This is a genomic window from Acinetobacter sp. ANC 3903 (assembly GCF_002135315.1).
Taxonomy (GTDB): domain Bacteria; phylum Pseudomonadota; class Gammaproteobacteria; order Pseudomonadales; family Moraxellaceae; genus Acinetobacter.
Window position 1 is genome coordinate 101,251 of record NZ_NEGA01000002.1, and the last position, 25,372, is coordinate 126,622.

At 40.6% G+C, this 25,372-nt stretch carries 26 protein-coding genes, 1 other RNA gene and 1 pseudogene; 9 read left to right on the forward strand and 19 right to left on the reverse strand.

Translation table 11 applies throughout. The features are described 5' to 3' along the window. Positions 1–70: 70 nt before the first annotated feature. The 3 genes from B9T29_RS01840 to B9T29_RS01850 all read left to right on the forward strand — a co-directional run bounded on the left by B9T29_RS01840 (position 71) and on the right by B9T29_RS01850 (position 2,466). Complete coding sequence (locus tag B9T29_RS01840; RefSeq protein WP_086174290.1) at positions 71–454, forward strand: DUF2237 family protein; 384 nt, start codon at positions 71–73, stop codon at positions 452–454. Beyond that, complete coding sequence (locus tag B9T29_RS01845) at positions 454–1,047, forward strand: Maf family protein (RefSeq protein WP_086174291.1); 594 nt, start codon at positions 454–456, stop codon at positions 1,045–1,047. Before B9T29_RS01840 ends, B9T29_RS01845 begins: the two co-directional genes overlap by 1 nt. A 249-nt stretch (positions 1,048–1,296) precedes the next feature. Further along, positions 1,297–2,466, forward strand: a complete 1,170-nt coding sequence (locus B9T29_RS01850; protein WP_086174292.1) for a cupin domain-containing protein — start codon at positions 1,297–1,299, stop codon at positions 2,464–2,466. 641 nt (positions 2,467–3,107) lie between these two features. On the opposite strand, the pseudogene B9T29_RS01860 reads toward B9T29_RS01850, so the two are convergent. The 4 genes and pseudogenes from B9T29_RS01860 to B9T29_RS01875 form a co-directional block, all read right to left on the reverse strand. Then, a pseudogene (locus B9T29_RS01860) lies at positions 3,108–3,440 on the reverse strand (transposase family protein); the annotation flags it as partial. A gap of 206 nt (positions 3,441–3,646) precedes the next feature. After that, positions 3,647–4,426 carry a glutathione S-transferase N-terminal domain-containing protein gene (locus tag B9T29_RS01865; protein WP_086174294.1) on the reverse strand — a complete coding sequence of 260 codons (780 nt, stop codon included), beginning with the start codon at positions 4,424–4,426 and terminating at the stop codon, positions 3,647–3,649. Between the two features lie 24 nt (positions 4,427–4,450). Continuing rightward, complete coding sequence (rraA, locus tag B9T29_RS01870; RefSeq protein ID WP_086174295.1) at positions 4,451–4,963, reverse strand: ribonuclease E activity regulator RraA; 513 nt, start codon at positions 4,961–4,963, stop codon at positions 4,451–4,453. A gap of 12 nt (positions 4,964–4,975) precedes the next feature. Continuing rightward, on the reverse strand, positions 4,976–5,641 hold the full coding sequence (locus B9T29_RS01875; RefSeq protein ID WP_086174296.1) for a nucleoside-diphosphate sugar epimerase: 666 nt from the start codon (positions 5,639–5,641) through the stop codon (positions 4,976–4,978). A gap of 215 nt (positions 5,642–5,856) precedes the next feature. Here B9T29_RS01875 and rpsT point away from each other — a divergent pair, with 215 nt between their 5' ends. Continuing rightward, a complete protein-coding gene (rpsT, locus tag B9T29_RS01880; protein WP_067724582.1) occupies positions 5,857–6,123 on the forward strand; it encodes a 30S ribosomal protein S20 in 267 nt (88 codons plus the stop codon). A 141-nt stretch (positions 6,124–6,264) separates the two neighbouring features. Here rpsT and B9T29_RS01885 read toward each other — a convergent pair whose 3' ends face one another. After that, positions 6,265–7,008 carry a histidine phosphatase family protein gene (locus B9T29_RS01885; protein WP_086174297.1) on the reverse strand — a complete coding sequence of 248 codons (744 nt, stop codon included), beginning with the start codon at positions 7,006–7,008 and terminating at the stop codon, positions 6,265–6,267. A gap of 58 nt (positions 7,009–7,066) precedes the next feature. Then, positions 7,067–7,921: a 3'(2'),5'-bisphosphate nucleotidase CysQ family protein gene (locus B9T29_RS01890; RefSeq protein ID WP_086174298.1), complete on the reverse strand. Its 855-nt coding sequence runs from the start codon at positions 7,919–7,921 to the stop codon at positions 7,067–7,069. Between the two features lie 13 nt (positions 7,922–7,934). Between B9T29_RS01890 and B9T29_RS01895 the strand changes: the two genes are divergently transcribed. The 4 genes from B9T29_RS01895 (at position 7,935) to B9T29_RS01910 (ending at position 10,922) form a co-directional block, all read left to right on the forward strand. Further along, the gene (locus B9T29_RS01895) at positions 7,935–8,621 is read left to right on the forward strand and encodes an HAD-IA family hydrolase (protein ID WP_086174299.1); all 687 of its coding nucleotides are present in this window, start codon (positions 7,935–7,937) and stop codon (positions 8,619–8,621) included. Further along, positions 8,614–9,054, forward strand: coding sequence for an RNA-binding S4 domain-containing protein (locus B9T29_RS01900; protein WP_086174300.1), 441 nt, complete (start codon positions 8,614–8,616; stop codon positions 9,052–9,054). The genes B9T29_RS01895 and B9T29_RS01900 overlap by 8 nt, the downstream gene beginning before the upstream one ends. A gap of 144 nt (positions 9,055–9,198) precedes the next feature. Next, the gene (gene recA / locus B9T29_RS01905) at positions 9,199–10,242 is read left to right on the forward strand and encodes a recombinase RecA (RefSeq protein ID WP_086174301.1); all 1,044 of its coding nucleotides are present in this window, start codon (positions 9,199–9,201) and stop codon (positions 10,240–10,242) included. An 86-nt stretch (positions 10,243–10,328) separates the two neighbouring features. Then, positions 10,329–10,922, forward strand: coding sequence for a regulatory protein RecX (locus B9T29_RS01910; RefSeq protein ID WP_086174302.1), 594 nt, complete (start codon positions 10,329–10,331; stop codon positions 10,920–10,922). A gap of 434 nt (positions 10,923–11,356) precedes the next feature. Here the strand turns inward: B9T29_RS01910 and ffs are convergent. After that, positions 11,357–11,453: signal recognition particle sRNA small type (gene ffs / locus B9T29_RS01915), an RNA gene on the reverse strand. Between the two features lie 305 nt (positions 11,454–11,758). Here ffs and B9T29_RS01920 point away from each other — a divergent pair. Then, positions 11,759–12,649 (forward strand): YbgF trimerization domain-containing protein, encoded by an 891-nt coding sequence (locus B9T29_RS01920; RefSeq protein WP_086174303.1) that lies wholly within the window; start codon positions 11,759–11,761, stop codon positions 12,647–12,649. A 48-nt stretch (positions 12,650–12,697) separates the two neighbouring features. Here the strand turns inward: B9T29_RS01920 and lpxA are convergent, their stop codons facing one another. From lpxA to rimO, 12 genes are all read right to left on the reverse strand, one after another. Next, positions 12,698–13,486 (reverse strand): acyl-ACP--UDP-N-acetylglucosamine O-acyltransferase, encoded by a 789-nt coding sequence (lpxA, locus tag B9T29_RS01925; protein WP_086174304.1) that lies wholly within the window; start codon positions 13,484–13,486, stop codon positions 12,698–12,700. Then, entirely contained in the window at positions 13,483–13,968 is a 486-nt protein-coding gene (gene fabZ / locus B9T29_RS01930; protein ID WP_171263214.1) for a 3-hydroxyacyl-ACP dehydratase FabZ, read from the reverse strand. The genes lpxA and fabZ overlap by 4 nt, the downstream gene beginning before the upstream one ends. A 5-nt stretch (positions 13,969–13,973) precedes the next feature. Next, complete coding sequence (lpxD, locus tag B9T29_RS01935; protein WP_086174306.1) at positions 13,974–15,041, reverse strand: UDP-3-O-(3-hydroxymyristoyl)glucosamine N-acyltransferase; 1,068 nt, start codon at positions 15,039–15,041, stop codon at positions 13,974–13,976. Positions 15,042–15,044: 3 nt separating this feature from the next. Then, on the reverse strand, positions 15,045–15,542 hold the full coding sequence (locus B9T29_RS01940) for an OmpH family outer membrane protein (RefSeq protein WP_086174307.1): 498 nt from the start codon (positions 15,540–15,542) through the stop codon (positions 15,045–15,047). 36 nt (positions 15,543–15,578) lie between these two features. Beyond that, positions 15,579–18,095 (reverse strand): outer membrane protein assembly factor BamA, encoded by a 2,517-nt coding sequence (gene bamA, locus B9T29_RS01945; RefSeq protein ID WP_086174308.1) that lies wholly within the window; start codon positions 18,093–18,095, stop codon positions 15,579–15,581. A 41-nt stretch (positions 18,096–18,136) separates the two neighbouring features. Continuing rightward, on the reverse strand, positions 18,137–19,492 hold the full coding sequence (gene rseP / locus B9T29_RS01950; RefSeq protein ID WP_086174309.1) for an RIP metalloprotease RseP: 1,356 nt from the start codon (positions 19,490–19,492) through the stop codon (positions 18,137–18,139). 3 nt (positions 19,493–19,495) lie between these two features. Further along, the gene (gene ispC, locus B9T29_RS01955; protein WP_086174310.1) at positions 19,496–20,692 is read right to left on the reverse strand and encodes a 1-deoxy-D-xylulose-5-phosphate reductoisomerase; all 1,197 of its coding nucleotides are present in this window, start codon (positions 20,690–20,692) and stop codon (positions 19,496–19,498) included. Further along, positions 20,693–21,517 (reverse strand): phosphatidate cytidylyltransferase, encoded by an 825-nt coding sequence (locus B9T29_RS01960; protein WP_086174311.1) that lies wholly within the window; start codon positions 21,515–21,517, stop codon positions 20,693–20,695. It lies immediately after the preceding gene. Between the two features lie 3 nt (positions 21,518–21,520). After that, positions 21,521–22,273 (reverse strand): polyprenyl diphosphate synthase, encoded by a 753-nt coding sequence (uppS, locus tag B9T29_RS01965; RefSeq protein WP_086174312.1) that lies wholly within the window; start codon positions 22,271–22,273, stop codon positions 21,521–21,523. A 6-nt stretch (positions 22,274–22,279) separates the two neighbouring features. Continuing rightward, positions 22,280–22,834, reverse strand: a complete 555-nt coding sequence (gene frr, locus B9T29_RS01970; protein WP_086174313.1) for a ribosome recycling factor — start codon at positions 22,832–22,834, stop codon at positions 22,280–22,282. Between the two features lie 78 nt (positions 22,835–22,912). Further along, complete coding sequence (pyrH, locus tag B9T29_RS01975; protein WP_086174314.1) at positions 22,913–23,641, reverse strand: UMP kinase; 729 nt, start codon at positions 23,639–23,641, stop codon at positions 22,913–22,915. Between the two features lie 58 nt (positions 23,642–23,699). Then, entirely contained in the window at positions 23,700–25,043 is a 1,344-nt protein-coding gene (gene rimO, locus B9T29_RS01980; RefSeq protein ID WP_086174315.1) for a 30S ribosomal protein S12 methylthiotransferase RimO, read from the reverse strand. Between the last annotated feature and the right edge of the window lie 329 nt (positions 25,044–25,372).

Genomic DNA, 25,372 nt, shown 5'->3' on the forward strand with positions numbered 1-25,372 from the left:
TTGCATAAAAGCTGTCGAAAGACAAAGTTTTGATTATCATAGTCAAAAGCCACATAATGATTTAGAGCTTATGTCTATACACCCAGATCCAAATATCAATCGTTTAAATGTTTTAGGCGAACCCCTGGCAAGCTGTTGCTATTCTCCAATTACCGGTTATTTTCGTAACGGCTTTTGTCATACGGCGACTACCGATCTAGGTCAGCATACGATGTGTGCACAAATGACCGCTGAGTTTCTTAATTTTTCGCAAAAAATAGGGAATGACCTGATCACACCTTTACCAGAGGTTGATTTTCCCGGTTTGGAACCAGGTGATTTCTGGTGTATTTGTGTGACCCGTTGGGTTGAAGCGTATCAGGCTGGTATCGCTCCGCCTATTAAAATACAAGCTTGCCATCAAGCTGTGCTCTCTTACGTCCCGCTTGATGTACTTATGGAATATGCAGTGTAATGAGTACTCCCCAAATTATTTTGGCTTCAAGCAGTCAAACCCGTAAAGACCTGATGAATCGTCTGCGTATCGACTATCAGAGCATGGTACCGGATATTGATGAATCGCCTCGTGGTGAAGATCATGCTGACCATTTGGCACAGCGACTGGCTTTTGAAAAAGCTAAAAGGATTGCAGAACAATATCCCGATGCTATTGTGATTGGTTCAGATCAGGTGGCTTGGCGTGAAGGTGCTCCGGATATTTTTATTGGCAAACCGTTAACCGTAGAAAAAGCGGTAAAACAGTTGCAGGCCAATTCGGATAAAATCGTTTATTTCAGTACTGCATTAAGCGTACAGCAGCAGTCAACCGGTTTTGAAAAAACCTTGGTAGAACATTATAAAGTTAAATTCCGTAAACTGGGCCTGGCTGAAATCGAGCGTTATATTGAAGTCGATCAGCCTTTAATGTGTGCGGGCAGTTTCAAGTGTGAAAGTCTGGGAATTAGCTTGTTTGAACAAATGATGGGACAAGATCAAACCACCTTGATGGGTATGCCGATGATTCAGCTGTGTCATATTCTGCGTCAGTTGAATGTGCTGGTGCCTTAAAATCATTCTATTTGGGGAATTCAATATTCCCCACATTTGCAATAGCATTACTCGCTGAATGCCCCTTCTTTACAATATAGACAAGTATCAGACCAATAAATTCAATTTAAAATCTATATGGGTTAAATAAAAGATAATGTGACTTAAATGATAAACACCTAAGATAATAAGATCAGAAAATCAACTTCAGCTTGCACCTCAGACTGACTCACGCGAAAATACACCCAAATTTTCCAAGCAGTCTTAGCAATGTCACAAACTTTAGACGTATTAGGTGGAATTACCTCAGAACAATTCCTTGCTGAATACTGGCAAAAAAAACCATTACTAGTACGTAATGCGCTCCCTGAAATTGTAAATCTTTTAGAACCTGACGACGTGATGGAACTGGCACTAGACGAAAATGTCAGTGCGCGTTTAATCAAGCAAAAGGACAAAGATCCAAATCAATGGTCTGTCAAATCTTCACCTTTAATCAAAGCTGATTTCCAGAAGATGCCTAAGCTTTGGACATTACTGGTACAGGCTGTGGATCATTATTCATTTGATCTGGCAGAACTATGGAAGAAGTTTCCTTTTATTCCCCAATGGCGTCGCGATGACATCATGGTGTCTTATGCACCTAAAGGTGGCTCTGTAGGTAAGCACTTCGACTTTTATGACGTGTTTTTGGTACAAGGTTATGGTCATCGCCGCTGGCAATTGGGACAAATGTGCGACGCAGATGCTGACTTCGTTGCAGGACAACCGTTAAAATTACTCCCTGAAATGGAGGTTCATTTTGATGAGGTACTTGCTCCGGGTGATTTACTGTACGTACCACCAGGATTGTCCCACTACGGCGTAGCTGAAGATGACTGTCTCACCTTCTCTTTCGGTTTCCGCATGCCGAATGTGGCGGAAATGATGGATCGCGTCAGTGACAAATTCGCAGACGATCAGCTGCTTAAAAATCCGTTGAAAGATATTTTACGTAACAAAATCAGCTCGATTGGTCAAATCACCCAGAATGAACTGGAGTATTTAAAAACCGAACTTTTGGCACAATTGCAAAATCCGACTGTGCTTGAAGATGCCTTGATGAGCCTGATATCAGAGCCCAAATATCCGGAAAATATTCCAGAGGCAGAAGCGATTGGTAGCGGTGATTTGGAAGAAGCTTTGGAGCAAGGTTATTCACTTATGCTCGAGCCGGCATCACGTCTGCTTTATACTGAAGATGAAAACGAGTTGCTGTTTTGGGCAAATGGTGAAGGCATTTGTATTTCTGAAGCTTTTGCCCCAATTTTAAAACAGTTGGCTGATGGCGGTTCAGTATTACTGGATGAAAATCTTTATGATCCAGATATTTTCGAAGATATTGTCAATTTGTTAAATGAATCCATTCTGATGTTATTGCCTGCGGCAGATGAAGAATAAATAAAGCCACGAAATGGGGAAATAAGGATTTCCCCATTTTTTATATTTTTAGAATTTTCACATTTATTTTTTAGACAGATTAGACTTCTTTCATAAATCATTTTAGAAACTAAAAATTGTTCTTAAAACCAAAATTGAAAATAGATTTTAGTCGATATTAGATTCATGAGTGTGGCATGGATGCCACATGTTTCCCATCCCTTGCGCTGCATTTTAAAGCAGTGCTTAAAACTGGCTCAGGATGTCGTGTATGGGAAATAAAAGGTTTTTCTTGCGGACTCAAAATATATTTTGAGATCCTCATTTTGACCTTTCAAAAATAGAGAGATTGCCTACGAAAAGGTAAAAAAACAAATCAATCAAATGAGGCCGTGCTGATTTAAAAAATCAAATATTAAACATTTTTTGATTTATGAAAGAGATCTATTAAAAGCAAAATAACTTACAAATTTTAATTTATTGCCTATTTTATAATGAGACGTTGCCAAGTAAATATGTGAACTGATCTGTACCATTTCATTATGATAATGCCTGACCCACAGTGGGTTATTGGCTAAATTATGATTGATGATTAAAACGGGCTGATCATTAAAAAGTGATTTTCCGATTTGGGCTTTAAATGAATAGACCTCTTTCATAAATTATTTTTGACTCAACTCCAAATTATAGATTCCAGCGATTAAACTGAACCTCAAACCCAGTCTTTTACCTCTATTTCGGTAACGTTCAGCAAGGATTTTAAAGGTCTTCAGGCGACCAAATACATGCTCGATCCCGATTCTTCTTTTGTTGATTTCCTGATTATAGATTTTGAGTTCAGCATCCAGTTTACAGCCTCTTTTGGCTTTTAATGGCAATAGGCTATTAGGATACACAGCATAAATTCCCTGGTAGCCTTTATCTGCAAGGATAAAAGCTCCTGAAGGAATCTGCTTTAAATTGCGTTTGAATAGCTCGAAATCATGCACCGTACCGCGATCAGTGCATAAAACTCAGAATTTGCTGAGTTTTATAATAAACACCATAAAAAACCCTCTAGAGTTCAATCTATAATTGATCCAGCATTGATCAATTCAATATTCTGAATATCATGCAGTCTATGGGATGCTTTGCTTTCAGCTTGATTTCATCCCATATACAAAAAAACCGCTGCTTGAGCGGTTTCTTGGTTCATATGGGGTTACTGACCATATTGCTGGTTTAAGTATTTGACAATATCGGCTGACTCGAACATTTTTACTCCGGTATTGGCATCAATCAGATACGGCACCTGAATATCACGCCCCATCACTGCCACGATTTTTTCACGCTTGCCTCCGGGAAGAGCTTCATATTTTCCAGGCTTAAAACGTAACACTGCTGGTCCCATATCCTGCCAGCGCTCTTTGGCCACGTTATGGTAAACATAGGGCAATTCCAGTTCGCTTAATACGCCACGCACAATACGGGTAAAAGGACTGGCTTCAAACCCCCATAACTCCAAAAGCTGTGCAGGGGCTGCACGGTCTTTGATTTTAGGATTAATCCAGACGCCACGTGCACCATTCACGATGGTACCGGCTAAAGCTACAACAGGTACTTTAGGATAATGTGCAAATTTTTTTGGCGTTGTTCCTGTTTTACCATAATGCTTGAATAAATAATCAATAATGACTTGCGACTCGTATATTTCAGTACCGGTATTTTCATCAATAAAAAATGGAAATCGTCTCTTTCCGCCTTTTTCCTTGACTATTTTTCGATACTTTTGTCCGCCTTTAGGACAAGGATAGACTTCATAATCCAAATTCAACAAGGTCAGTACTTCGCGTACACGGCGGCAAAATGGCGAACCTTCAAATTCATAAAGTTTGAGTGATTTTTCAGGCTGCTTTGGAAAGGCTGTACCACTGACGCCTCGTCCTCCGGCCGTCAAGGACGAAGCCAGGGCCTGGATCACTTTAATTTGATGATTCACCATATTTTTATCCTTGTATTATTGTGGTTATAAATCGACTAATTTTTCATTGGCAATCACAATGCCGTTGTTATCAGCATAGATATAATCGCCGGAATTGATGTTTACACCACCAAAATACAAAGTTACATCAACCTCGCCTATGCCTTTGCGATTACTTTTTTGTGGAATTGCAGCCAATGCATGCACACCCAAATCCAGTTCGGCAATTGCATCAACATCACGCACGCAACCATAAATCACTACCCCATTCCAGTGATTTTTAACAGCTGATTCTGCAATCATATCGCCCATCAAGGCACAGCGCATGGATGCTCCACCATCCACCACAAGCACTTTACCGGTACCATCGGTTGCGAGCAGTTCTTTGACACGTGAATTATCTTCAAAACACTTTACGGTAACCGCCTGACCGCCAAAACTTTTGCGTGCACCATAGCTTTTAAAAAATTTACCATCCATAGATGGTGTCACGACCTGAATCTGTTTTTCTGGATGGTCATCAAGTAAGTCACAGGTTACGAATGCTGGATTAGACACTTTATAGTTCCCTCATTTGGAATTTTGTATGCGTAAATTATCATAAATTTCAAACTTTTCAGTTTGAGTTTGCGCTGCCTCGACCATAGTATGAGCCACCTGCTCTGCTGTCACTGGCTTATATTTGAATGTATTGGGAACCAAATGCGAGAATTTCCGGTACAGCTTTTGGCTCAGATCTTCCAAAGTTCGCTGTTCTAACCGCTCACCCAACAATAATGAAGGCCTTAGGATAGAAACGCTTTGCAGGTTTAAGCTCTGGATATGACTTTCCAGTTCGCCTTTTACCCGATTGTAAAAAATTTTGGATTGCGCATTGGCACCCATGGCACTGATCAATAAGTAATGTGTCGGGGTCGATTCAAATAAGTCGGCAAAATGTGCATTAATTTCATAATCGATATTATAAAAATTTTCTTTTGATCCTGCTTTCTTTAAGGTGGTGCCTAAGCAACTAAACGCATGGCTATATCCGTTTACATCTTCATCGTTGAGTAAAAGAAAATCCTCTAAAATAAATTGTTGTACTTTTTTTAAGCTTTTAAGCTGCTGATCTTCATGTCTCACTACTGCTGTGATTTTTTCACAGCTTTCAATTAGGCTGAGCTGTTTCAGGAGTTCACGCCCCACCAAACCTGTTGCTCCAATCACAATTGCACTTTTAATTGATTTAGTCATTTTTTAAGCAATCTCTATAGGTTATTTCTAATGTAACGGTTTCTTTATACTTTTTATGCATCTAAAATGTTGTCAAATCAAGTCAAGACTTGACTTAACGCCATAGTTTAATCACAATATGGCACTTGTTTACGGGCTGGTGATAATTCTTCTGATGAAGGTTTTCAGTTGCAATTTCAGCCCGCCCAGACCAATCTAATTCAAGGAGTGCACGAGTGGCAAACTCTGCTCAAGCTAAAAAACGTGCTCGTCAAAACGTTAAAGCACGTAAACACAACGCTAGCTTACGTTCAATGGTTCGTACTTATATCAAACGTACAGTAGCTGCTATCGCAGCTGGCGACTATGCAGTTGCTACAGAAGCTTATAAAGCAACTGTACCTGTAATCGACCGTATGGCTGATAAAGGCATCATCCATAAAAACAAAGCAGCTCGTCATAAGAGCCGTTTAAATGCACAAGTTAAAGCTTTAGCTAACTAAGTTGTTGCATTGAAAAAAGCCCATTACGGGCTTTTTTTGTGCCTATATGAAAATGAATGGATTTAAGATCAATCAATTCTAAAAATATAAAATAATTAAAAATTCTTGCTACAAACTGAATTTTTTAAAGCCCATAATTCTTTATTTGATCTTTTCCAAGTTATGAAACTCCCGAATCGACAGCTCATTCACTTCACCACGCCAGATCCATTTCAGTTTAGACTCCAGAAACTCATCCCCTTCAAACCAGACAAATAAACCTTCCATCATTTTTGGCCAGTCTTCTTTACTGATAGTATTGCGGCCGGAAATAACCGCAATAATGGCAGCCAAAATGGTATCGTGACTGACCGCCAGACTTAAACCAAAATGATCTTGTGGATGGGTGTTATAAATCAGTTCCAGTACATCAACCACACCAGAAATAGGATGTTTCATTCCGGGTAAAGAATTATTAACAAAACTGTTAATAAAACCCAGAGCACCCTGTTTTCGAAAATATGGACCTGCCTGTTTGATATCAAGCACAAAACTTCCCGGCTCGACCAATAAGCCTTGCTCGACAATTTCAATATGATGGGTATTTTGTGCCAGTATACTTGCATCAGCACCCTGGATCATTAAAGCGGCCGTATCGACACAGCGCTGTATAGGACTGGAAATGCAGTGTTGGATGCTACGATCAGTATTATTAATTAAATAGCTTCCCCACGTCTGGGCCAACTCCCGTCCCTGTTCTGTTAACTGTAAATCATAGCCAGCCAAGCCCTGTCCTGTAACCACCTCACGAATAGAATGACGGGTAAATAAAGTCACAGGGGTTTTGGCATCAGGCAATAAATCAATCGCCTTCAGCATACTTGTAGGGAGCAGTTCTAACGCCATGATGCAGCCAAAAAATTTGAATCTGGTTGAATACACTATAGCATGTTAAAGCATCCGCTCAATCGATGTTCGCCATAAGTCCTAGAGTATGGAATGCTAAATTCTTCATCTCGATATTACGAAAAGCAATAAAGCTGTCATTGAGCAGACTATCGCGCTGATTATATAGAAAAGGCCTGCCCTTAAAATCGACCAACCCACCACCGATGCGCTCAATCAAGCATTGTCCTGCACTGGTATCCCACTCACTGGTTGGATGGAAACGTGGGTAAATATCCACTTTCCCCTCCAACATCATGCAAAACTTATAAGCACTACCCGCCTTAAACTCTACCACCTCAACCTGCTGTTTTAAAATATCCAGATATTCAGCATATTTGGGCTTGTTCTGACTGCTTTGACTTAAACCCACCTGAACAGTTTTAGACTGCTCATCATCTAGATATTGCAACCACTGGCGGGTCTGAATTTCAAATTTTAAAGGCAAGCCTTGTTTGGGACAAAAATATATGGTTTGTTCAGCCGGTATGGCCAATAGCGCAAAGGTAGTATGTGCACCTTCTACCAGACTTAAATTGATTGTAAATTCAGGGCGTTTATGCAGAAATTCTTTGGTGCCATCCAGGGGGTCAAGCAACCAGAAATTTTGCCATTGCTTGCGTTGGCTATTGTCACCTTCTTCCGACAATAAAGGGATCAGCGGAAAAGTCTGCTTTAATGCTTTGGTGATAAATTCATTGACCCGATAATCTGCCTGAGTCACTGGAGAATTGTCCTGCTTATGTTCTACATCGAAGACTTTACCCGCACAATAGGCCTGATATTCTGCTCGCAAAATTTCACATGCCTGTGTCACAATGGGAACCAACTGTAAAATCAAAGCATCTTGCGGTGCTGTCGTTGCTCTAAACATAGATTACCTTCATATGCCGAATTATTCAGAAAAACCCACCATCATTTTTGATATGGATGGCACACTTCTTGATCTTGCTTATGATGATTTCATCTGGAATCATCAACTTCCCATTCGTTATGCTGCCCAGCATAACTGCACACTCGAACAAAGTACCCAAGCGCTATTTCAATTTTATCAGCAACACAATCATACCTTAAACTGGTATTCCACCCGTTTCTGGAGTGCCAAGGTAGGTGTAGACACCCTTGCGCTACAACATGAGTTTAAACATAAAGTCGCTTTACGTGCAGGTTGTGTAGAATTACTGCAATATCTTAAAACTCAAGGCTATTCCTGCTGGATTGCAACCAATGCCGATTGTGAAGGTTTAAAATTCAAACTCGAACAGACCCAAATCGCGCATTATTTCGATGTCATTATCAGCAGTGAACTTATCGGTTATGCCAAAGAAAATATCGAATTCTGGCAAAAACTGCATGCACTGCATCCCTTTTCAATCGATCAGGCCTATTTTATTGATGATACGGAAAAAGTACTGAAAGGGGCAGAAAAATTTGGCATTCGCAATTTAATTACCCTTGCCCAGCCCTCATCTAAAGGAGAGGTCAGGACAGAAAGTCCTTATCCGATTTTACAAGACTTAACTGACTTGATAGCCATGTTAAAACAAGCTGAGGATTTGAAAATATATGCCTAATTCTTCTCAACAGCAGCATGTTGAAAGTATGCGTATCGATAAATGGTTATGGGCAGCACGTTTTTTTAAAACGCGCTCCATCTGCAAAGCTGCAATTGAAGGCGGTAAAGTCCATCATAACGGTGAACGGGTCAAGGTTTCCAAAGAAGTACGTATCGGAATGGAACTGACCATTCAACAAGGTTTTGAGCGGAAAACCATTGTGATAAAGGCCTTGTCAGGAAATCGCGGAGCTGCCCCGATAGCCCAACTCCTGTATGAAGAAACAGAAGTCAGTATTGCAAAACGAGAGTTGCTTGCAACCCAAAGAAAGTTGCATAATCTAGCCCGACCCGAACATCGACCGAGTAAAAAAGATCGACGGCAAATCAGTAAATTTAAACAAGATAATGATCAGCAATTTGACCAAGACTGGTCTTATAGTCATGATTAATTTAAGCGTCATATTCTGTCGTACTCGACCGAATTGATATAGAACATAAAGAATGAATCTGTCACTATACTTGGGTGGAACACGTTTTAAAGTAACTCATCCACTTAAGTTAATATTTTTGTGACATCGTTTTGAGGTTGTGAGATGGATGATAATAAAAGCAAGGCGCTGAATGCCGCCCTAAGCCAAATTGAAAAACAATTTGGTAAAAACACAGTGATGCGTCTTGGCGATAACACTGTACTGGCAGTTGAAGCGGTATCTACAGGTTCTTTAACCCTGGACATCGCGCTCGGTATTGGTGGTCTACCTAAAGGCCGTATCATTGAAATTTACGGTCCTGAATCTTCAGGTAAAACTACAATGACCTTGCAAGCGATTGCAGAATGTCAAAAAGCGGGTGGTACTTGTGCCTTCATTGATGCCGAACACGCGCTTGATCCTCAGTATGCCCGAAAATTGGGTGTAGACTTGGACAACCTGTTGGTCTCTCAGCCGGACAATGGCGAACAGGCACTTGAAATTGCAGACATGCTGGTACGTTCTGGTGCAATTGACATGATCGTTGTCGATTCCGTGGCTGCACTAACGCCTCGCGCAGAAATTGAAGGCGAAATGGGCGACTCGCACATGGGCTTACAAGCACGTTTGATGAGTCAGGCACTACGTAAAATCACCGGTAATGCAAAACGCTCGAACTGTATGGTGATCTTCATTAACCAGATTCGTATGAAGATTGGTGTAATGTTCGGTAGCCCTGAAACTACAACGGGTGGTAACGCACTTAAATTCTACGCTTCTGTACGTCTGGATATCCGTCGTATTGGTCAAGTGAAAGAAGGTGACGAAATTGTCGGTTCTGAAACACGGGTGAAAGTGGTGAAGAACAAAATGGCACCTCCGTTCAAAGAAGCGTTATTCCAGATTTTGTATGGTAAAGGTGTGAACCAACTAGGCGAATTGGTTGATCTTGCAGTAGCTCAAGAACTGGTACAAAAAGCTGGTGCCTGGTATTCATATCAAGGCAATAAAATTGGCCAGGGTAAAAACAACGTTATTCGCCATTTAGAGGAAAACCCTCAAATTGCACAGGAACTTGACCGCCTAATTCGCGAAAAGCTGTTAACCCCAGTGACCAAGCCAATTGAAGAAAAAGATGAAGAAGAGCCAGACTTTCTAGATGCTTAATAAGCATGATATTAAAGTCGAATTTTTCGAGTTAAACTGTAAAACGCCCTACGGGGCGTTTTTATTTGATGTGATAGATACACAATATGAGTAATCCAAAATTTCCCAAAATGCTTGACTATGAAGCACTCAAGCAACAATTTGATGAATCCCCTGCTGAATCTTCTGTCTGCTCACATCCATCCAATCCAGATGCTCTACATTTTGAAACTGATCCGCAGCCTAAAGTACAAGGCTTAACCGGCACACGTTTACGCTCATATGCTTTTGCCGTACTCACACGCAAAGAATATTCCAAGGCCGATCTGGTCGAAAAGCTGGCGTTATATGCGATGAATCGTGATGAAGTGATAAAACTGGTAGATGAACTGGCAACCGAAAACTATCAAAGTGACCAGCGTGTAGCCGAAATGCTGCTGTCTAGCCAAAAACGTAAAGGCAAAGGTCCAAATCAAATTAAAATGAAGCTAAAAAGCAAAAAGATTGATACAGCGTTGATTATAGATGAACTTAAAGAAACCGACTGGAATGAGCAGGCTTATCAACTGAAAGTGAAAAAATTCGGCAAAACTGTAGAACGAGATCCTAAACTGAAGGCTAAGCAAATTCGTTTTTTACAGTATCGAGGATTTGACCTTGATGCGATCTTCAAAGCCATTAGTCGTCGTGAAGATAATTAGAATTTTTAGATGTAAACAGATTTAGAAAGTATCACTATTCATTTTAAAGCTTTATATATTTGTGCTGACTCGATTTCGTCATAATGTGCAAATGACTGAAACCGTTCACCATGCGCTAATAAAAACTATCAATGTCTGAATATTCAATTCCGGTTTGAAATAATCCCTGAATCAATAAGCATTGCTGCGTCAATATCACCTGATAACGCCACAATCGAATGATATAAGCAAAGATACACAGACTTTAAAGGATTAAAAAAATGACGACAAATATTTGACCAGCAAATGACATAAATAGCATGAACGGAATAAGTATGGTCATACTGATCAATAGAACTAGAATATAAAAAATGCTGCGAGTAATTTTAAAATAACGAGATATTGAGGAAATAAGAGGAAGTGTGATGTTTATTATTTTTAAAAACTGGTGGCAACCCTACCAGCAAGCCTTCGGCACATCATATTTCCACTACCGTTGCTACCTTCCGGTCCTGGCGGGGTTCGTGGAGTACAATTGCGAAGTAACCGGCAGGGCTACCATTGCAAGAACAGAGTATAGAGATTTTTATTTAACTTGCAAGCGTTCAAATCACTTTTCTAGCCACAGCAATTTCATTTGATTATTTAAAAAACAATATGCAGTGTAAACGGCATTTTTACCTGCTTTTTACCAGCACAATCAATTACTTTAAAACTACGACAAGATTGTAAATGCATATTGCATTTCATGGGCTGGACGTTTTTAATGTCGTCATGTCTTTTAAATGGTCACACTCTAAAATCTTGGGTTTATCTTGGGTTTAGAAAGTACCGAAAAATACAAAATGGATGTTTTTATGATGCTCAAACAGCATGCTTTATGTGTACTCACCTTATTGGGTTCCGCTTCACTTTATGCCAATGTCCCGATTGAATCACGTGATTTAAGTCAAAATAGCAGTATTGAATCTAGTGCTAACAATGTCGCCATTAATTCAGGTGCAGCTGTTGCCAATGTACCAACCAATCTGAATTGGCAAATCATGCAAAAAAACCAGCAATTAGAAAATGACATTCGTATCTTGCGTGGGAAAATTGAAGAACAGGACAACGAAATTGAACAGCTTAAACACGAACTAACCAATCGCTATACTGACTTGGACCAGCGTCTTGAGTTATTGCAACAAAAGGTTGACCCGGAAAGTGCAACTCCAGAGGAGGATAACCAACAGGATACTTCACCCAGCACCAACACAACCAGCTCAACCCCAGTAGCACCCAACGCACGACCAGCAGCCAAAACTACAAATACGCAATCACCAACTACTAAGGCAACAGCCGCCAATTCGCAAGCAACGACCATTAACGCTCAGTCTTCAGCTGAACTGGATAAAGCAGCCTATACTGTCGCTTTAGATGCTTATAAACAAGGCGGTGCAAAAAAAGCTATTGCGCCCATGCAAAACTTTATTAAGAATAATCCCAATAGTGTCTACATTAGTAATGCCTATTTTTGGCTCGCTGAATTTAATCTGGCGATTGAACCCACCAATTATAGCGAAGCTAAAAAGAACTATAATATTGTGGTCAATAAATACCCCAATTCTGCAAAGGCCTCACGCTCTCTATATCAACTCTACAATATAGCCAAAGATGTCGATCACAACACTACCCTTGCCATGCAGCTTAAAACCAAACTGCAAAAAAATTATCCTAAATCTGAAGAAGTGGGATATTTAAAGAAATAAAAACAAAAAAAAGACACCCAAACGGGTGTCTTTTTTAGCTATATTCGCTTAACGAACAATACCACGTTTAGATTGCTCTAAAGAATCAATCAATAACTGTGCCTCAGGTGCTTCAGGCAACAAATCCGTGCGAATCTGCTGTATGGCCTGCTCGGTCGTTAAACCCTCTTTATAAATCAATTTAAAGGCTTGACGTAAGGCCTGGATCACATTTTTAGACCATCCCTTACGACGCATACCTTCAACATTCATTGCAAAGGCATGTGCTGGATTACCAGAAACCATCACATAAGCAGGTACATCTTTTAAAATCAGCGATGCGCCACCAATCATGCTGTAAGAATCGATTTTACAGAATTGGTGAATACCAGAGTTACCACCCACAACCACATGATCGCCTACATGCACATGTCCAGCAACACCGACATTATTGGCAAAAATATTATGATCACCCACCATACAGTCATGTGCAATATGAGTATTGACCATCAATAAATTATGGCTACCGATTTTGGTGAGTCCTTGATCTTGAACCGTACCACGATGCAAGCTGCAATGCTCGCGAATTGAATTGTGATCGCCAATTTCAAGCCAGGTCTCTTCGCCAGCATATTTTAAATCCTGACAAACTTCACCCACACTCGCAAACTGGAATATTTCGTTGTTTTTCCCAATACGAGTATAACCACCAACCACTACATGTGCATGCAGCTTGGTGCCCTCACCAATGGTGACCTGTGGCCCAATAATACAATAAGGGCCAATTTGTACATCTGCAGCAATGACTGCAGATGAGTCTATAATGGCGGTTGGGTGAATTAAATCGTTATTACTCATGCCTGCTCTATTTTCTGATGCGAAACCGTAATTTCCGCGGTTGTTGCTACAACGCCATCCACTGTGGCTATACAATTATATTTGTAAATTCCACGTTTGTGCATAACCAATTCTGATTTTAATACCAATTGGTCACCAGCAACGACCTGTTTTTTAAAACGGACTTTTTCAACACCCGCAAAAAGAAACAATGATCCTGGACCAGGTTTTTCATTATTCATGATAAAACCAAGTATACCAGAGACTTGAGCTAATGCCTCAACAATCAAAACGCCTGGCATAATCGGGTAGCCCGGGAAGTGCCCCTGTAAAAACTCTTCGTTGATTGAAACATTCTTATAGCCCACGATGCCATTGTCAGTCACATCTACAATGCGATCGACCAATAAGAATGGATAGCGGTGAGGTAAATATTCACGAATTTGTTGAATGTGCATTGGCAATTCAGGTTTCGTAAATGCAGGAGTATTCGACTCAGTCATCATATCTATTTACGCTTAAAAGTTGATTCAAGGGACTCGATTTGAGCCTGTATATGATCAAGCCGTTTAAGTAACTGGGTCAATGGCACATCTGCTAATTGTTTAAAGCGTACAGCAGCCCGTTTCCAGTGCAAACTTTCCAGCATCGGTGTACCAGAAGAATAGCTCCCTGCCTCAGAAATACTTTTTGTGACCATTGACATACCAGTAATTGTGACATTGTCAGCAATATTAATGTGCCCTACTACTCCCACTGCTCCAGCCAGTACACAGTTTTTGCCAATTGTTGTACTACCGGCTATACCACATTTCGCAGCAAGTGCTGTATTTGCACCAATTTTTACGTTATGCGCAATTTGCACAAGATTATCAATAATGACACCATCTTCCAAAATGGTGTCATCGAGTGCACCACGGTCAATACTGCAATTTGATCCAATTCGGACATCATTACCGATTTTAACTGAACCTAACTGTGCAATACGATGCCATTTACCCTGATAAGGAGCAAAACCAAAGCCTTCTCCCCCAATCACGGTATTGGCATGAATACGGACGCGATCACCGATTTTTGTTTCACCGGTTAAAGTGATATGTGAATCAATAAAACACTGTTTACCAATTTCTACATCATCATCAATTTTAACGTGTGATTGAATGACTGTGTCATCACCCACCACGCAATGTTCACCAATAACAACATAATGCCCAATATAGGCACTATCGGCAATTATGGCAGAAGGATGAATTTGTGCTGTACTTTCTATTCCCTGATGCAGATTTTTCTTTTCAAATACATGCGTCAGGATCGCAAAAGCAAGATAAGGATTATTGACTACAATAAAATTATTGTGCGTATCTAACTGATTTTTTAGAGCTGAAGTAACAATCAACGCACCTGCTTTTGAAGCACGTGCCTGATCTAGATATTGATCAGCATTTACAAATGCAATATGTTTCGCTTGAGCCGCATCTAAGCTGGCCAACCCTTCTAATATTAAATCAGATTGACCTACGTGCTCACCCTGTACCAGACGGGCAAGATCTTCTAAGCGAAATTGTCTAGGATTCATTGATTACTTAATAACGTTAACCTTTTGAATCATTTTATCAGTTAAATCATATTTAGGGTCATAAGCAAGTGCAGAATTTTTATTCAAAACAACATCTAAGTTATTTTCTTTACGCAATTGTTCTGCCACTTGCTTGACTCGAGCCCCTAAAGTTTTATTCATCATCTGAATCGTAGACTGAACGGTTGACTGTACACTTTGCTGCAGCGTATTAAACTCTTTTAGCTGAGTCTGAAATTGCACAGACATTTTTTGCTTTTCAGCATCTGATAAATTAGGCGTTTGCTGAGCACGTTGCTGCAGAGCTTCCAGTTGCTTAGCCAACTGTTCAAGCTTGGTAGTTTGCGGCTTTACTTGTTGTTGTAAAGAAAGATTTTGCTGTTTTAAATAAGTGCTATTTTCTACCACTTTTTCTAAATCAACCACACCATAACCCGCAGCATGTACAATCGATGTACTTGCCAAACCGGCAAAAGCCAAACTCATTAATATTTTTTTCATACAAATATCCTTTATTAAACCTGTTCAGGGCCGTACTTAGAAAGTACGACCGATTTCAAACTGGATATTTTTTGTTTTATCGCCAGCTTTATCATTTAACGGATAAGCATAACTGAGAGATAATGGCCCAATCATGGTAATCCAGGTAAAGCCAGCACCTACGCTATAACGCATGTTATTAGCATCAAAACCAAAGTTGTCTTCACAATACTTTTTCGCATCGTTGCCCGGATCTTGCTTACTGCCTGATAAATATAAATTACCCGATGGAACATTACACTGAGTATCAAAAACTTGTGCACCCTCAGCAAACAGTACTGGTCGAACTTGACGAGTCCAATCGCCTTTAAATGGTAACGGCAAGGCCAATTCCGTACCAAATTGCACTAAAGCATTACCACCTACATCTTCCGGATCATAGTCTTTTGCTCTTGACTCATTATAGGTAACTCCAGGGTATTTAGGACCTAAAGTACTATTATCATAACCACGAACCGAACCAAAACCACCGCCATAGAAGTTTTTATAAAATGGCAGGTCATTACCATAACCCAACTTACCATAACCACGTAATACAAAGCCCTTACCTAAAGGCTGGAAGGTTTGTGCATCATAAGTGACTTTTTGATACTCAACATCACTACCCGGTAATGCAACCTCAGCATTTACACGGTGTGACATACCAGATGTTGGAAAAACTGGGCGGTTTAAGGTGTTATAAGACCAGCCCAAGTTTAAGTTATAAGTCAGGAAGTCACCTGTAAACTCACTACCAAATGGTGCTGATTCACTGCCAGTTGGACAGGTGTATAAACCAGTAGCAGGGTCTAATACTGTATCTACCGTACAGTAAGTAGATGTCTTTTTGGTTTTACCACCATTCGCTAACAAATAATCACGCACATAAGTTGAAACATACTGACCAGTAGTAACGTCAGTCTGATCGATATTTAAACCGGCGCTCACACTTTGGTTTTCATCAATTGGATAACCAAAAGTAATACCGCCACCAAAACTATCTGTCACGTAGTTGTTGACGTTATAGTTATTATCCAGCTTGGTTTTACGGTAGTACATGTTATAACCACGACGTACACCATCAATGGTAAAGTACGGATCGGTTACGCTCAAATTATAATAATCTTGTGTTTCCGAACGCGACAAATCAATCGAAACACTATTACCTGTACCTAGGAAGTTAGTTTGGCTTAATCCTGCCTGGAAGGTCACACCACCACTTTGCGAGAAACCTACTGCCAGAGTACTGGTACCCGAATGCTGTTCTTCAACATTGACGTTCAGATCCACCTGATCAGGGACATTTGGAATACGTGCCGGTTTAATATCAACAGTTTTAAAGAAACCGGTACGCTCTAGACGAACTTTAGATAGATCAATTTTTTCATTGCTGGCCAATGCACCTTCCATCTGGCGCATTTCACGACGCAATACTTCATCGGCAGTTTTTGTATTACCGGTAAAATTGATACGACGAACCGTAACTTGCTGACCTGGATTAATATAATAATTCAAATCAACCAGTTTGGTTTCTTTATTAATTTGCGGAACAATATTGACTTCAGCATAGTAGTAACCAGCATTCCCATACTTGCGCAGTAAAAGCTGTTTGACTGCGTTGACTTTCTCTTGAGAATAAATTTCACCATCTTTGTAAATTTGCAGAGCCTTTAATTCTTCAGGTTTGTACAGTGCGTCACCTAAGAATTTGCTTTCACCAAATTTAAATTGCTCGCCTTCTTCTACAGCCACTTCGACAAAGATATTCTTTTTATCTTCACTCAAGTTCAAACTTGAGTTGGTAATATTGAAATTGATATAACCTTTGTTTAAATATAAAGCCCGTAAAGCTTCAAGGCTGGCAGCCATCTTTTCACGTGCATAACGGTCATTACGGGTAACAATTGAACTCCAACCGCTTTCTTTAACCGCAAAAGCCTGCTTGATTTCACTTTCTTTAAAAACGGTATTGCCGATGATGTTGATATCAACAACTTTTGCCGCCTTGCCTTCAACAAAATCAATGGTTAAATCTACACGGTTATTCGGTTTGGCAGTGGTGATTACCTTAACATCGGCATCATAACGACCTTGCTGCATATACTGCTGTTCAAGTTCTGTTTCGATGGTTTGCAAAGCCGATTTTTTCAAAACCTCGCCTTCTGCAATACCCATCTTTTTCAATCCTTCTTCTAGGGCTTCTTTAGGGATAAGTTTATTTCCCTTAAACTCAACCTTTGAAATGATTGGGCGTTCTATCACTGTAAAAACAAGCGTATCTGCTTGTTGAGATGCCTTGATATCATCAAACAAACCGGTGGCATACAAAGCACGAATCGCATTTGCAATAGCTGCATCATTGACACGGTCACCAGCATTGACAGGCAACATCCCATAAACATTTTCTGGCGTTAAACGAACAAGTCCGTCAATTTTGATATCGCGGACAATGAATTCATCTGCTGCATATACTTGTTGTACTGCTGCCATTGCACTAACGAGTGCCAAAGGCATAAATAAATGTGTGTGCTGCATGCCAGTCTTTTCCGATGTTAATTTATTACATATCTACGTTGTTATAAACGCATGAAGTCATTGAATAATGCAAGGAGCATCATGCTGCCGAGCAGTACCATACCAATTTTTAAACCAACCAATTGTATTTGTTCAGAAACAGGTTTACCACGAATTAACTCAATAACATAGTAAACCAAATGTCCACCATCAAGCATTGGAATAGGCAATAAATTTAAAATACCCAAACTCACGCTCATTAACGCCATAAATGAGATAAAGGTTTGCCAACCCATTTCTGCACTTTGCCCTGCCACCTTGGCAATGGTGATTGGTCCAGATAAATTATCCACGCCAATTAAACCACGTACCATTTTGACGATCGAGTTCAAAATCATACCTGAAATTTGACCCGTTTTATCAACAGCCATCACCAATGCCTCAGTGGGGCTGTATTGAATGGTTTGCTTATATTCTTCAGGAATGGTTATTTTTCCGGGGATGTTTTGTACACCAAGTACACCTGAAACATTGCCCATGTTGTCACGTTTAGCTTGCGGCATCACTTGCAAATGTACCAGTTGATTTTGACGTAATACATCTATTTTTAATAATTTTTCTGGCGAAGCCTGAACAATTTGAACCACATCGAACCAGTCATTCATTTTCACGCCATCAATGGCAACTATTTTATCGCCTTCTTTCATCCCTTGACGAATAGCCGCGCCATCTTCACTCAGCTTACTTGCCACAGGGGCAATAGGTGGGCGGTATGGTATAAAACCTAAACTGTCTAATGCCGACTGATTCTGATTTTTCAAAAAGCTTTGAATGGGTAAGTTAAAAGTTTCAAGCTGGCCGTGACGATCGGCCTGAATTTCAATAGAACCTGTTTCACCGACACGGTCCACCAAGGCAAAATTTAATTTTTCCCACGTATTGACCGCTGTTCCATCAACTGTAGTAATTTTGTCACCAACCTGCATTTTAACTGTAGCAGCTGGTGTATTGGGCAATACTTTACCTACCCGGGTATTTAATTGCTCTTGTGCTGGAATGAATAAAATCCAGAACAATAACACTGCAAAAAACAAATTGATCAATGGCCCTGCAGCAACAATTGCAATACGCTTCCAGGGAGGCTGACGATTGAATGCTCGGGGTAAATCTTCTTGTTCAACATGCCCTTCACGTTCATCCAGCATTTTCACATAACCACCTAAGGGCAATGCGGAAAGCTGATATTGAATGCCAGACTTTTTAGATGTCCACGTCAGCAAAGTGGGTCCAAAACCAATCGAATAAACTAAAACCTTAACACCCAGTTTACGTGCAACAATATAATGCCCAAACTCGTGTATCGCGATAAGCGGTCCAAGAAGAAGTATTGCTGCCACAATAATAAACAAGGCACTCATGTTTTAGCTTCCTTTATTGATGACAATTTGCTGGGCGACAGTTCGCGCAATTTGATCGACCTGTAAAATACGCTCAATCGATTCTGCAGCACCACCTTCGACCTGATTTAAGGTCTGTTCTACCAGCTGAGGAATTTCAGTAAAGCCTATGTTATTTTTCAAGAACGCCGCAACTGCAATTTCATTGGCAGCATTTAAAATCGCGGGAGCCAAACCACCCGTTTGCATGGCTTGTCGTGCAAGTTTTAATGCCGGAAAACGTGTGGTATCAGGTTCCTGAAAATCCAATTGCTGATTCATAAACAGGTCGAGTGCAGGCACATGAGTTTGAATACGTGCTGGCCATGCAAGTGCATGCGCAATTGGTGTACACATATCAGGGTTGCCCATTTGTGCCAAAGTCGAACCATCCACATACTGAACCATAGAATGAATGATACTCTGTGGATGTACCACCACTGTTACAAACTGTTCTGAAATTGCAAACAAATGACAGGCTTCAATTAACTCCAGCCCTTTATTCATTAAAGTTGCTGAATCAACTGAAATTTTTTGTCCCATAGACCAGTTCGGATGTTTGCAGGCCTGTGCAGGCGTCACATTTTGTAATTGTTCCAGGCTATGCTTTAAAAATGGCCCGCCAGATGCGGTGAGCAATATACGCGATACACCTTGCTTCGGCTGTCCATTTCTCTCGTTGTGGAAATAGCCCTCAGGCAAGCATTGAAAAATGGCATTGTGTTCAGAATCAACAGGTAGTAATTCAGCCTGATAATCACGTGCAGCCTGCATCATGATGTCACCCGACATTACCAGTGCTTCTTTGTTGGCAAGCAGCACACGCTTACCCGCCTTAACCGCGGCCAAAGTCGGCAATAGACCTGCAGCACCGACAATCGCTGCCATCACCACATCAACATCAGCATGCTCGGCAACAGCAATCAAACCAGCTTCATCGGTCAAAATTTCAATATCAGTTAAGGACTGATCGTTAAAATATTGTTGTAGTTCTTTAACTCGACTGGAAGGAACAACCACCACTTTTGGTCGATACTGTTTGCATATTTCAACAAGTTCTAAAATTCGGCTATGCGCCGTGACTGCAAAAACAGAATACTTTTCAGGATGCTGTTGCAGAATTTTTAAGGTACTTTGACCGATTGAACCCGTTACACCTAATATACAAACAGATTGTGACATCTATAAATCTACACCAATAAGTTTTAAAACATACATGCCTGCTGCAAAAATTGGAGCAGCAGCAAGCAATGAATCAATACGGTCAAGTACACCACCATGTCCTGGCAGAATACGACCTGAATCTTTAATTCCAGCACGACGTTTGATCATGGATTCAAACAAGTCACCCAGAACCGAACTAAATACCGTAATTACAGATAAAATTAAAAATAAAATATGCTGGGCAAGGGTTAAATCGAGATAAAGAATTTCTACTGCCACGACAATTAACATGGCGGTAAAAATACCACCGTACAAGCCTTCTACTGATTTGTTTGGACTGACATCCGGAGCAAGCTTTTTCTTGCCCAGTTTACGCCCAACAAAGTAAGCACCACTGTCTGCACCCCATACCAGTAAAAACAGGTACATCAACCACCATGGAGAGCTATGCCATACAGAGAAAATTGCGGTAACAGCAGCAGAAACTAAAATAAATCCAATCACCTTAAGGCTGGAATTGTACCATCCATCATAGCTTGGATACGATTTAACCCAAAAGATACTGAGTATCCAGCAAATAATGGAAGCCGCCCAAAGCAGCAGAGCGATATCATTAAAATATAAGGCCAAGGTTGCTAAAGCTGCAGTGGCAAGTCCGTAAACCCATGCTAAAGGCTTAACCAGATTTTTATTTTTTCTTGGCATAAGCTTAAACCACTCATACCCAGCCACCCCTGCTGCAACAATCATCAGCATAAACATTGGATACTGAGACTGTGTAGCAAACATACAACTCAGTACGACTGCTACCAATACCAATGCGGTTATAATCCGCTCTAACATTTATTAATTCTCAATTTTCTTTTGTTGGATTTGCTCTGAAGTTTTACCAAAGCGACGTTCACGCCCAGCAAAGACGGCGAATGCATCATCTAATTCTTCAACAGTAAATTCAGGCCACAAGGTGGGGGTAAAATAAAGTTCGGCATAAGCAGCTTGCCAAAGTAAAAAATTCGACAAACGGTAATCACCACCTGTACGGATGAGCAAATCCACAGCAGGTAAATCGGCCATACAGACATGCTGTCCAAACAACTCAACATCAATGTCTTCAACCGCAACTTTTTTTGCCAGCACATCTACTGCAATCTGTTTTGCAGCCTGAGCCATATCCCACATACCACCGTAACTGATAGCAATGGTTAAAGTCATGCTGTCGAAATTAGCAGTCCTTTGTTCAGCTTGCAACATTAACTCGCGCAATTGCACAGATAACCTTGAACGATCACCGATAAAGCGCAAAGCAATATTGAATTTTTCCATCCGTGGCAATTGCTCATGAATGGTTTCTTCCAACAAGCTCATGAGTAAATCAACCTCAAACTGAGGACGATTCCAGTTTTCACTCGAAAATGCAAAAACGGTTAAGGCTTGAATTTGATTTTCTATACAGTGCTCAACAATCGGATCGAGGACATTCTTACCTTCCCGATGGCCTGCACCTTTTTGCATTTGCTTTTTTTTTGCAAAACGATTGTTGCCATCCATAATGATGGCAACATGTTTTGGAAGATGCTTACTGTCTTCTGATACGGTCATTCAATCTTAGACCTTCATCAATTCAGCTTCTTTCGCAGCAAGACGCTTGTCTACTTCAGCAACAAATTTATCGGTGATTTTCTGGATATCATCAGATGCACGACGTTCATCATCTTCAGAAATTTCTTTTTCTTTTAACAAAGCTTTAATGTCACCCAAAACATCACGACGGATGTTACGAATGGCAACTTTGGCATTTTCTGCTTCAGTACGTGCAACTTTTTGCATGTCACGACGGGTTTCTTCAGTCAATGCAGCCATGGGTACACGAATCGCATCAGCAGTAATCGGGTTCAAGCCCAAGTCTGATTCACGGATCGCTTTATCAATTGCAGAAACCATTGAACGTTCAAAAGGCTGAACCAACAATGTACGTGAATCTTCAACACCCACGTTTGCCACTTGGTTCAATGGAACGTCAGAGCCATAGTAAGAAACCATCACACCATTTAAAATAGATGGGTGTGCACGACCAGTACGAACTTTGGCAAAACCATGCTCCAAAGACTCTAAAGTCTTGTTCATACGGTCTTCGCTGTCTTTTTTAAGATCGTTAATCATATGATCTTCCTTACTTAATTCTAAGAGATGTAATAACTAAATAGCGTGTAGTATAAAGAGCTTTCAGGCTCACGTACATTAATTCGTAACGTGAGTCCCTTCTTTTTCACCCATTACCACTGAAAGTAATGAACCTGCTTTATTCATATCGAATACTTGAAGCGGTACGTTATGGTCACGACATAGGCAAATCGCGGTTAAGTCCATCACACCCAATTTTTCATCCAGCACCTGATCGAATGTAAGCGCTTCGTACTTCACAGCATCATCATATTTGCTTGGATCTTTGTTATAAACGCCATCTACTTTGGTTGCTTTCAAGATCAGATTGGCTTCAATTTCAATACCACGCAAGCAAGCTGCTGTATCGGTCGTAAAGAACGGATTACCTGTACCAGCAACAAATACGCATACTTCACCTTGAGTCAAATGACGGATGGCATCACGACTTGAATATGATTCAACCACTGCACCAATCGGTAGCGCAGACATCAAACGGGTTTTAATATTACGGCGCACCAAGGCATCGCGTAATGCCAAACCGTTCATCACAGTAGCAAGCATCCCCATCTGGTCACCGGTTACACGGCCAACCAAACCATCTTTTTGCAACTGGCTACCGCGGTACAAGTTACCACCACCAACCACAATACCTACCTGAACACCCAAACCAACCAGATGAGCAATCGCTAAAGACATTTGATCAAGCACAGTTGCGTCAATACCCATGTCTTTATTTCCAGCCAGTGCTTCACCAGAAAGTTTTAATAAAATACGTTCATAACGGGGCTTTTTTGAGTCCATCATCAGGAAATCTCCGAATCTTCAAATATCTAAAATTTTATTCGTTTACTTAAATTACAAATCAGGCAGATTTAATCTGAATTAACTTGGCATATAAATCATATTCATCTGCATCGGTAATTTCGACTTCAAGCAAATCGCCGGCTTTAATCTGGCTTTTATCAATATCTTCCACAAAGACATTGCCATCAATTTCAGGCGCATCTGCATACGAACGAGCCACTGCAACCGGGAATTCTTCTTCCAGATCATCAACCAGTACAGTCATGGTTTGGCCAATGCGTTTTTGCAGTTTGGCTGCTGAAATTTCTTGCTGAACCTGCATGAAACGCTCATAGCGATCTTGCTTGATTTCTTCCGGCACATGATCCGGCAAGTCATTTGCTGTTGCACCTTCAACTGGTGAATAGGTAAAACAGCCCACGCGATCCAACTGAGCTTCTTTTAACCATTCCAGCAGGATTTGGAAATCTTCTTCAGTTTCACCCGGGAAACCCACCACAAATGTAGAACGAATGACCAGCTCAGGGCATTTTTCACGCCAAAGTTTTAGGCGTTCTAAAGTATTTTCACTGTGCGCTGGTCGCTTCATCAATTTTAAGATGCGCGGACTGGCATGCTGAAAAGGAATATCTAGATATGGCAGGATTTTACCTTGCGCCATCAAGTCAATCACAGCATCTACATGCGGATATGGATAGACATAGTGCAAACGCACCCAGATTCCAAGTTGACCCAAAGCTTCGCACATATCGAAGAATTTGGTTTTAACCGGCTGGCCGTTCCAGAAATCAAGCTTGTATTTGGTATCTACACCGTAAGCCGAAGTATCTTGAGAAATCACCAAGACTTCTTTTACTCCAGCTTTTTTCAATGCTTGAGCTTCGTTTAAAACCGAACCAACCGGACGTGAAACCAGGTCACCACGCATGCTTGGAATAATACAGAAGGTACAACGATGGTTGCAGCCTTCGGATATTTTTAAATAGGCATAGTGTTTTGGCGTTAAACGGATACCCTGTTCAGGAACAAGGTCAATAAACGGATTATGCTTTGGTGGTTCCGGGACGTACTGGTGTACGGCTTCCATCACTTCTTGATATGCCGCAGCACCCGTCACTTTTAAGACATTCGGGTGCATTTGGCGAATTTTGTCTTCATCTTTACCCAAACAGCCGGTCACAATCACACGACCGTTTGCGCTCATGGCTTCGCCAATCGCATCTAAAGATTCTTGTACTGCAGATTCAATAAAACCACAGGTATTAACAACAACTAAATCAGCACCATCATAATCTGATGCTACATCATAACCTTCAGTCTTTAACTGAGTTAAAATTCGTTCGGAATCTACCAATGCCTTAGGACAACCTAAAGAAACAAAACCGACTTTGGGGGATTTCATGAATCTGCACTCCACTGTAATGCGCGTATTGTATGTCTTTTCCACTGATAAAAACAGCTGAAATCCCGACTCTTTGCATTACGCACCAAAATATGCCTATATTTTTAGCAAATATTTAATACGCACTATTTTGGTTCACCAATGATTTTATTTCCATTACTATGGAATTGAAATTCTGTCATTAAAAACAAAAAAGCACACTTTTATAGCGGCAGAATTTATATTTATACCCATACTCAAAGTTGGCGTGCATTTTGCTTTATTTCGACAACGTTTAACTCGTTGAATGTCCCATAACAGGGAGAAATGACAAGAAGTGCAGATGCCAT

Coding starts and splice junctions, on each gene's coding strand:
- B9T29_RS01840 (WP_086174290.1), top strand. CDS start 71: ATGTCTATACACCCAGATCCAAATATCAATCGTTTAAATGTTTTAGGC.
- B9T29_RS01845 (WP_086174291.1), top strand. CDS start 454: ATGAGTACTCCCCAAATTATTTTGGCTTCAAGCAGTCAAACCCGTAAA.
- B9T29_RS01850 (WP_086174292.1), top strand. CDS start 1,297: ATGTCACAAACTTTAGACGTATTAGGTGGAATTACCTCAGAACAATTC.
- B9T29_RS01865 (WP_086174294.1), bottom strand. CDS start 4,426: ATGGTGAATCATCAAATTAAAGTGATCCAGGCCCTGGCTTCGTCCTTG.
- B9T29_RS01875 (WP_086174296.1), bottom strand. CDS start 5,641: ATGACTAAATCAATTAAAAGTGCAATTGTGATTGGAGCAACAGGTTTG.
- B9T29_RS01885 (WP_086174297.1), bottom strand. CDS start 7,008: ATGGCGTTAGAACTGCTCCCTACAAGTATGCTGAAGGCGATTGATTTA.
- B9T29_RS01890 (WP_086174298.1), bottom strand. CDS start 7,921: ATGTTTAGAGCAACGACAGCACCGCAAGATGCTTTGATTTTACAGTTG.
- B9T29_RS01895 (WP_086174299.1), top strand. CDS start 7,935: ATGCCGAATTATTCAGAAAAACCCACCATCATTTTTGATATGGATGGC.
- B9T29_RS01900 (WP_086174300.1), top strand. CDS start 8,614: ATGCCTAATTCTTCTCAACAGCAGCATGTTGAAAGTATGCGTATCGAT.
- recA (WP_086174301.1), top strand. CDS start 9,199: ATGGATGATAATAAAAGCAAGGCGCTGAATGCCGCCCTAAGCCAAATT.
- B9T29_RS01910 (WP_086174302.1), top strand. CDS start 10,329: ATGAGTAATCCAAAATTTCCCAAAATGCTTGACTATGAAGCACTCAAG.
- B9T29_RS01920 (WP_086174303.1), top strand. CDS start 11,759: ATGATGCTCAAACAGCATGCTTTATGTGTACTCACCTTATTGGGTTCC.
- lpxA (WP_086174304.1), bottom strand. CDS start 13,486: ATGAGTAATAACGATTTAATTCACCCAACCGCCATTATAGACTCATCT.
- fabZ (WP_171263214.1), bottom strand. CDS start 13,968: ATGACTGAGTCGAATACTCCTGCATTTACGAAACCTGAATTGCCAATG.
- lpxD (WP_086174306.1), bottom strand. CDS start 15,041: ATGAATCCTAGACAATTTCGCTTAGAAGATCTTGCCCGTCTGGTACAG.
- B9T29_RS01940 (WP_086174307.1), bottom strand. CDS start 15,542: ATGAAAAAAATATTAATGAGTTTGGCTTTTGCCGGTTTGGCAAGTACA.
- bamA (WP_086174308.1), bottom strand. CDS start 18,095: ATGCAGCACACACATTTATTTATGCCTTTGGCACTCGTTAGTGCAATG.
- rseP (WP_086174309.1), bottom strand. CDS start 19,492: ATGAGTGCCTTGTTTATTATTGTGGCAGCAATACTTCTTCTTGGACCG.
- ispC (WP_086174310.1), bottom strand. CDS start 20,692: ATGTCACAATCTGTTTGTATATTAGGTGTAACGGGTTCAATCGGTCAA.
- B9T29_RS01960 (WP_086174311.1), bottom strand. CDS start 21,517: ATGTTAGAGCGGATTATAACCGCATTGGTATTGGTAGCAGTCGTACTG.
- uppS (WP_086174312.1), bottom strand. CDS start 22,273: ATGACCGTATCAGAAGACAGTAAGCATCTTCCAAAACATGTTGCCATC.
- frr (WP_086174313.1), bottom strand. CDS start 22,834: ATGATTAACGATCTTAAAAAAGACAGCGAAGACCGTATGAACAAGACT.
- pyrH (WP_086174314.1), bottom strand. CDS start 23,641: ATGATGGACTCAAAAAAGCCCCGTTATGAACGTATTTTATTAAAACTT.
- rimO (WP_086174315.1), bottom strand. CDS start 25,043: ATGAAATCCCCCAAAGTCGGTTTTGTTTCTTTAGGTTGTCCTAAGGCA.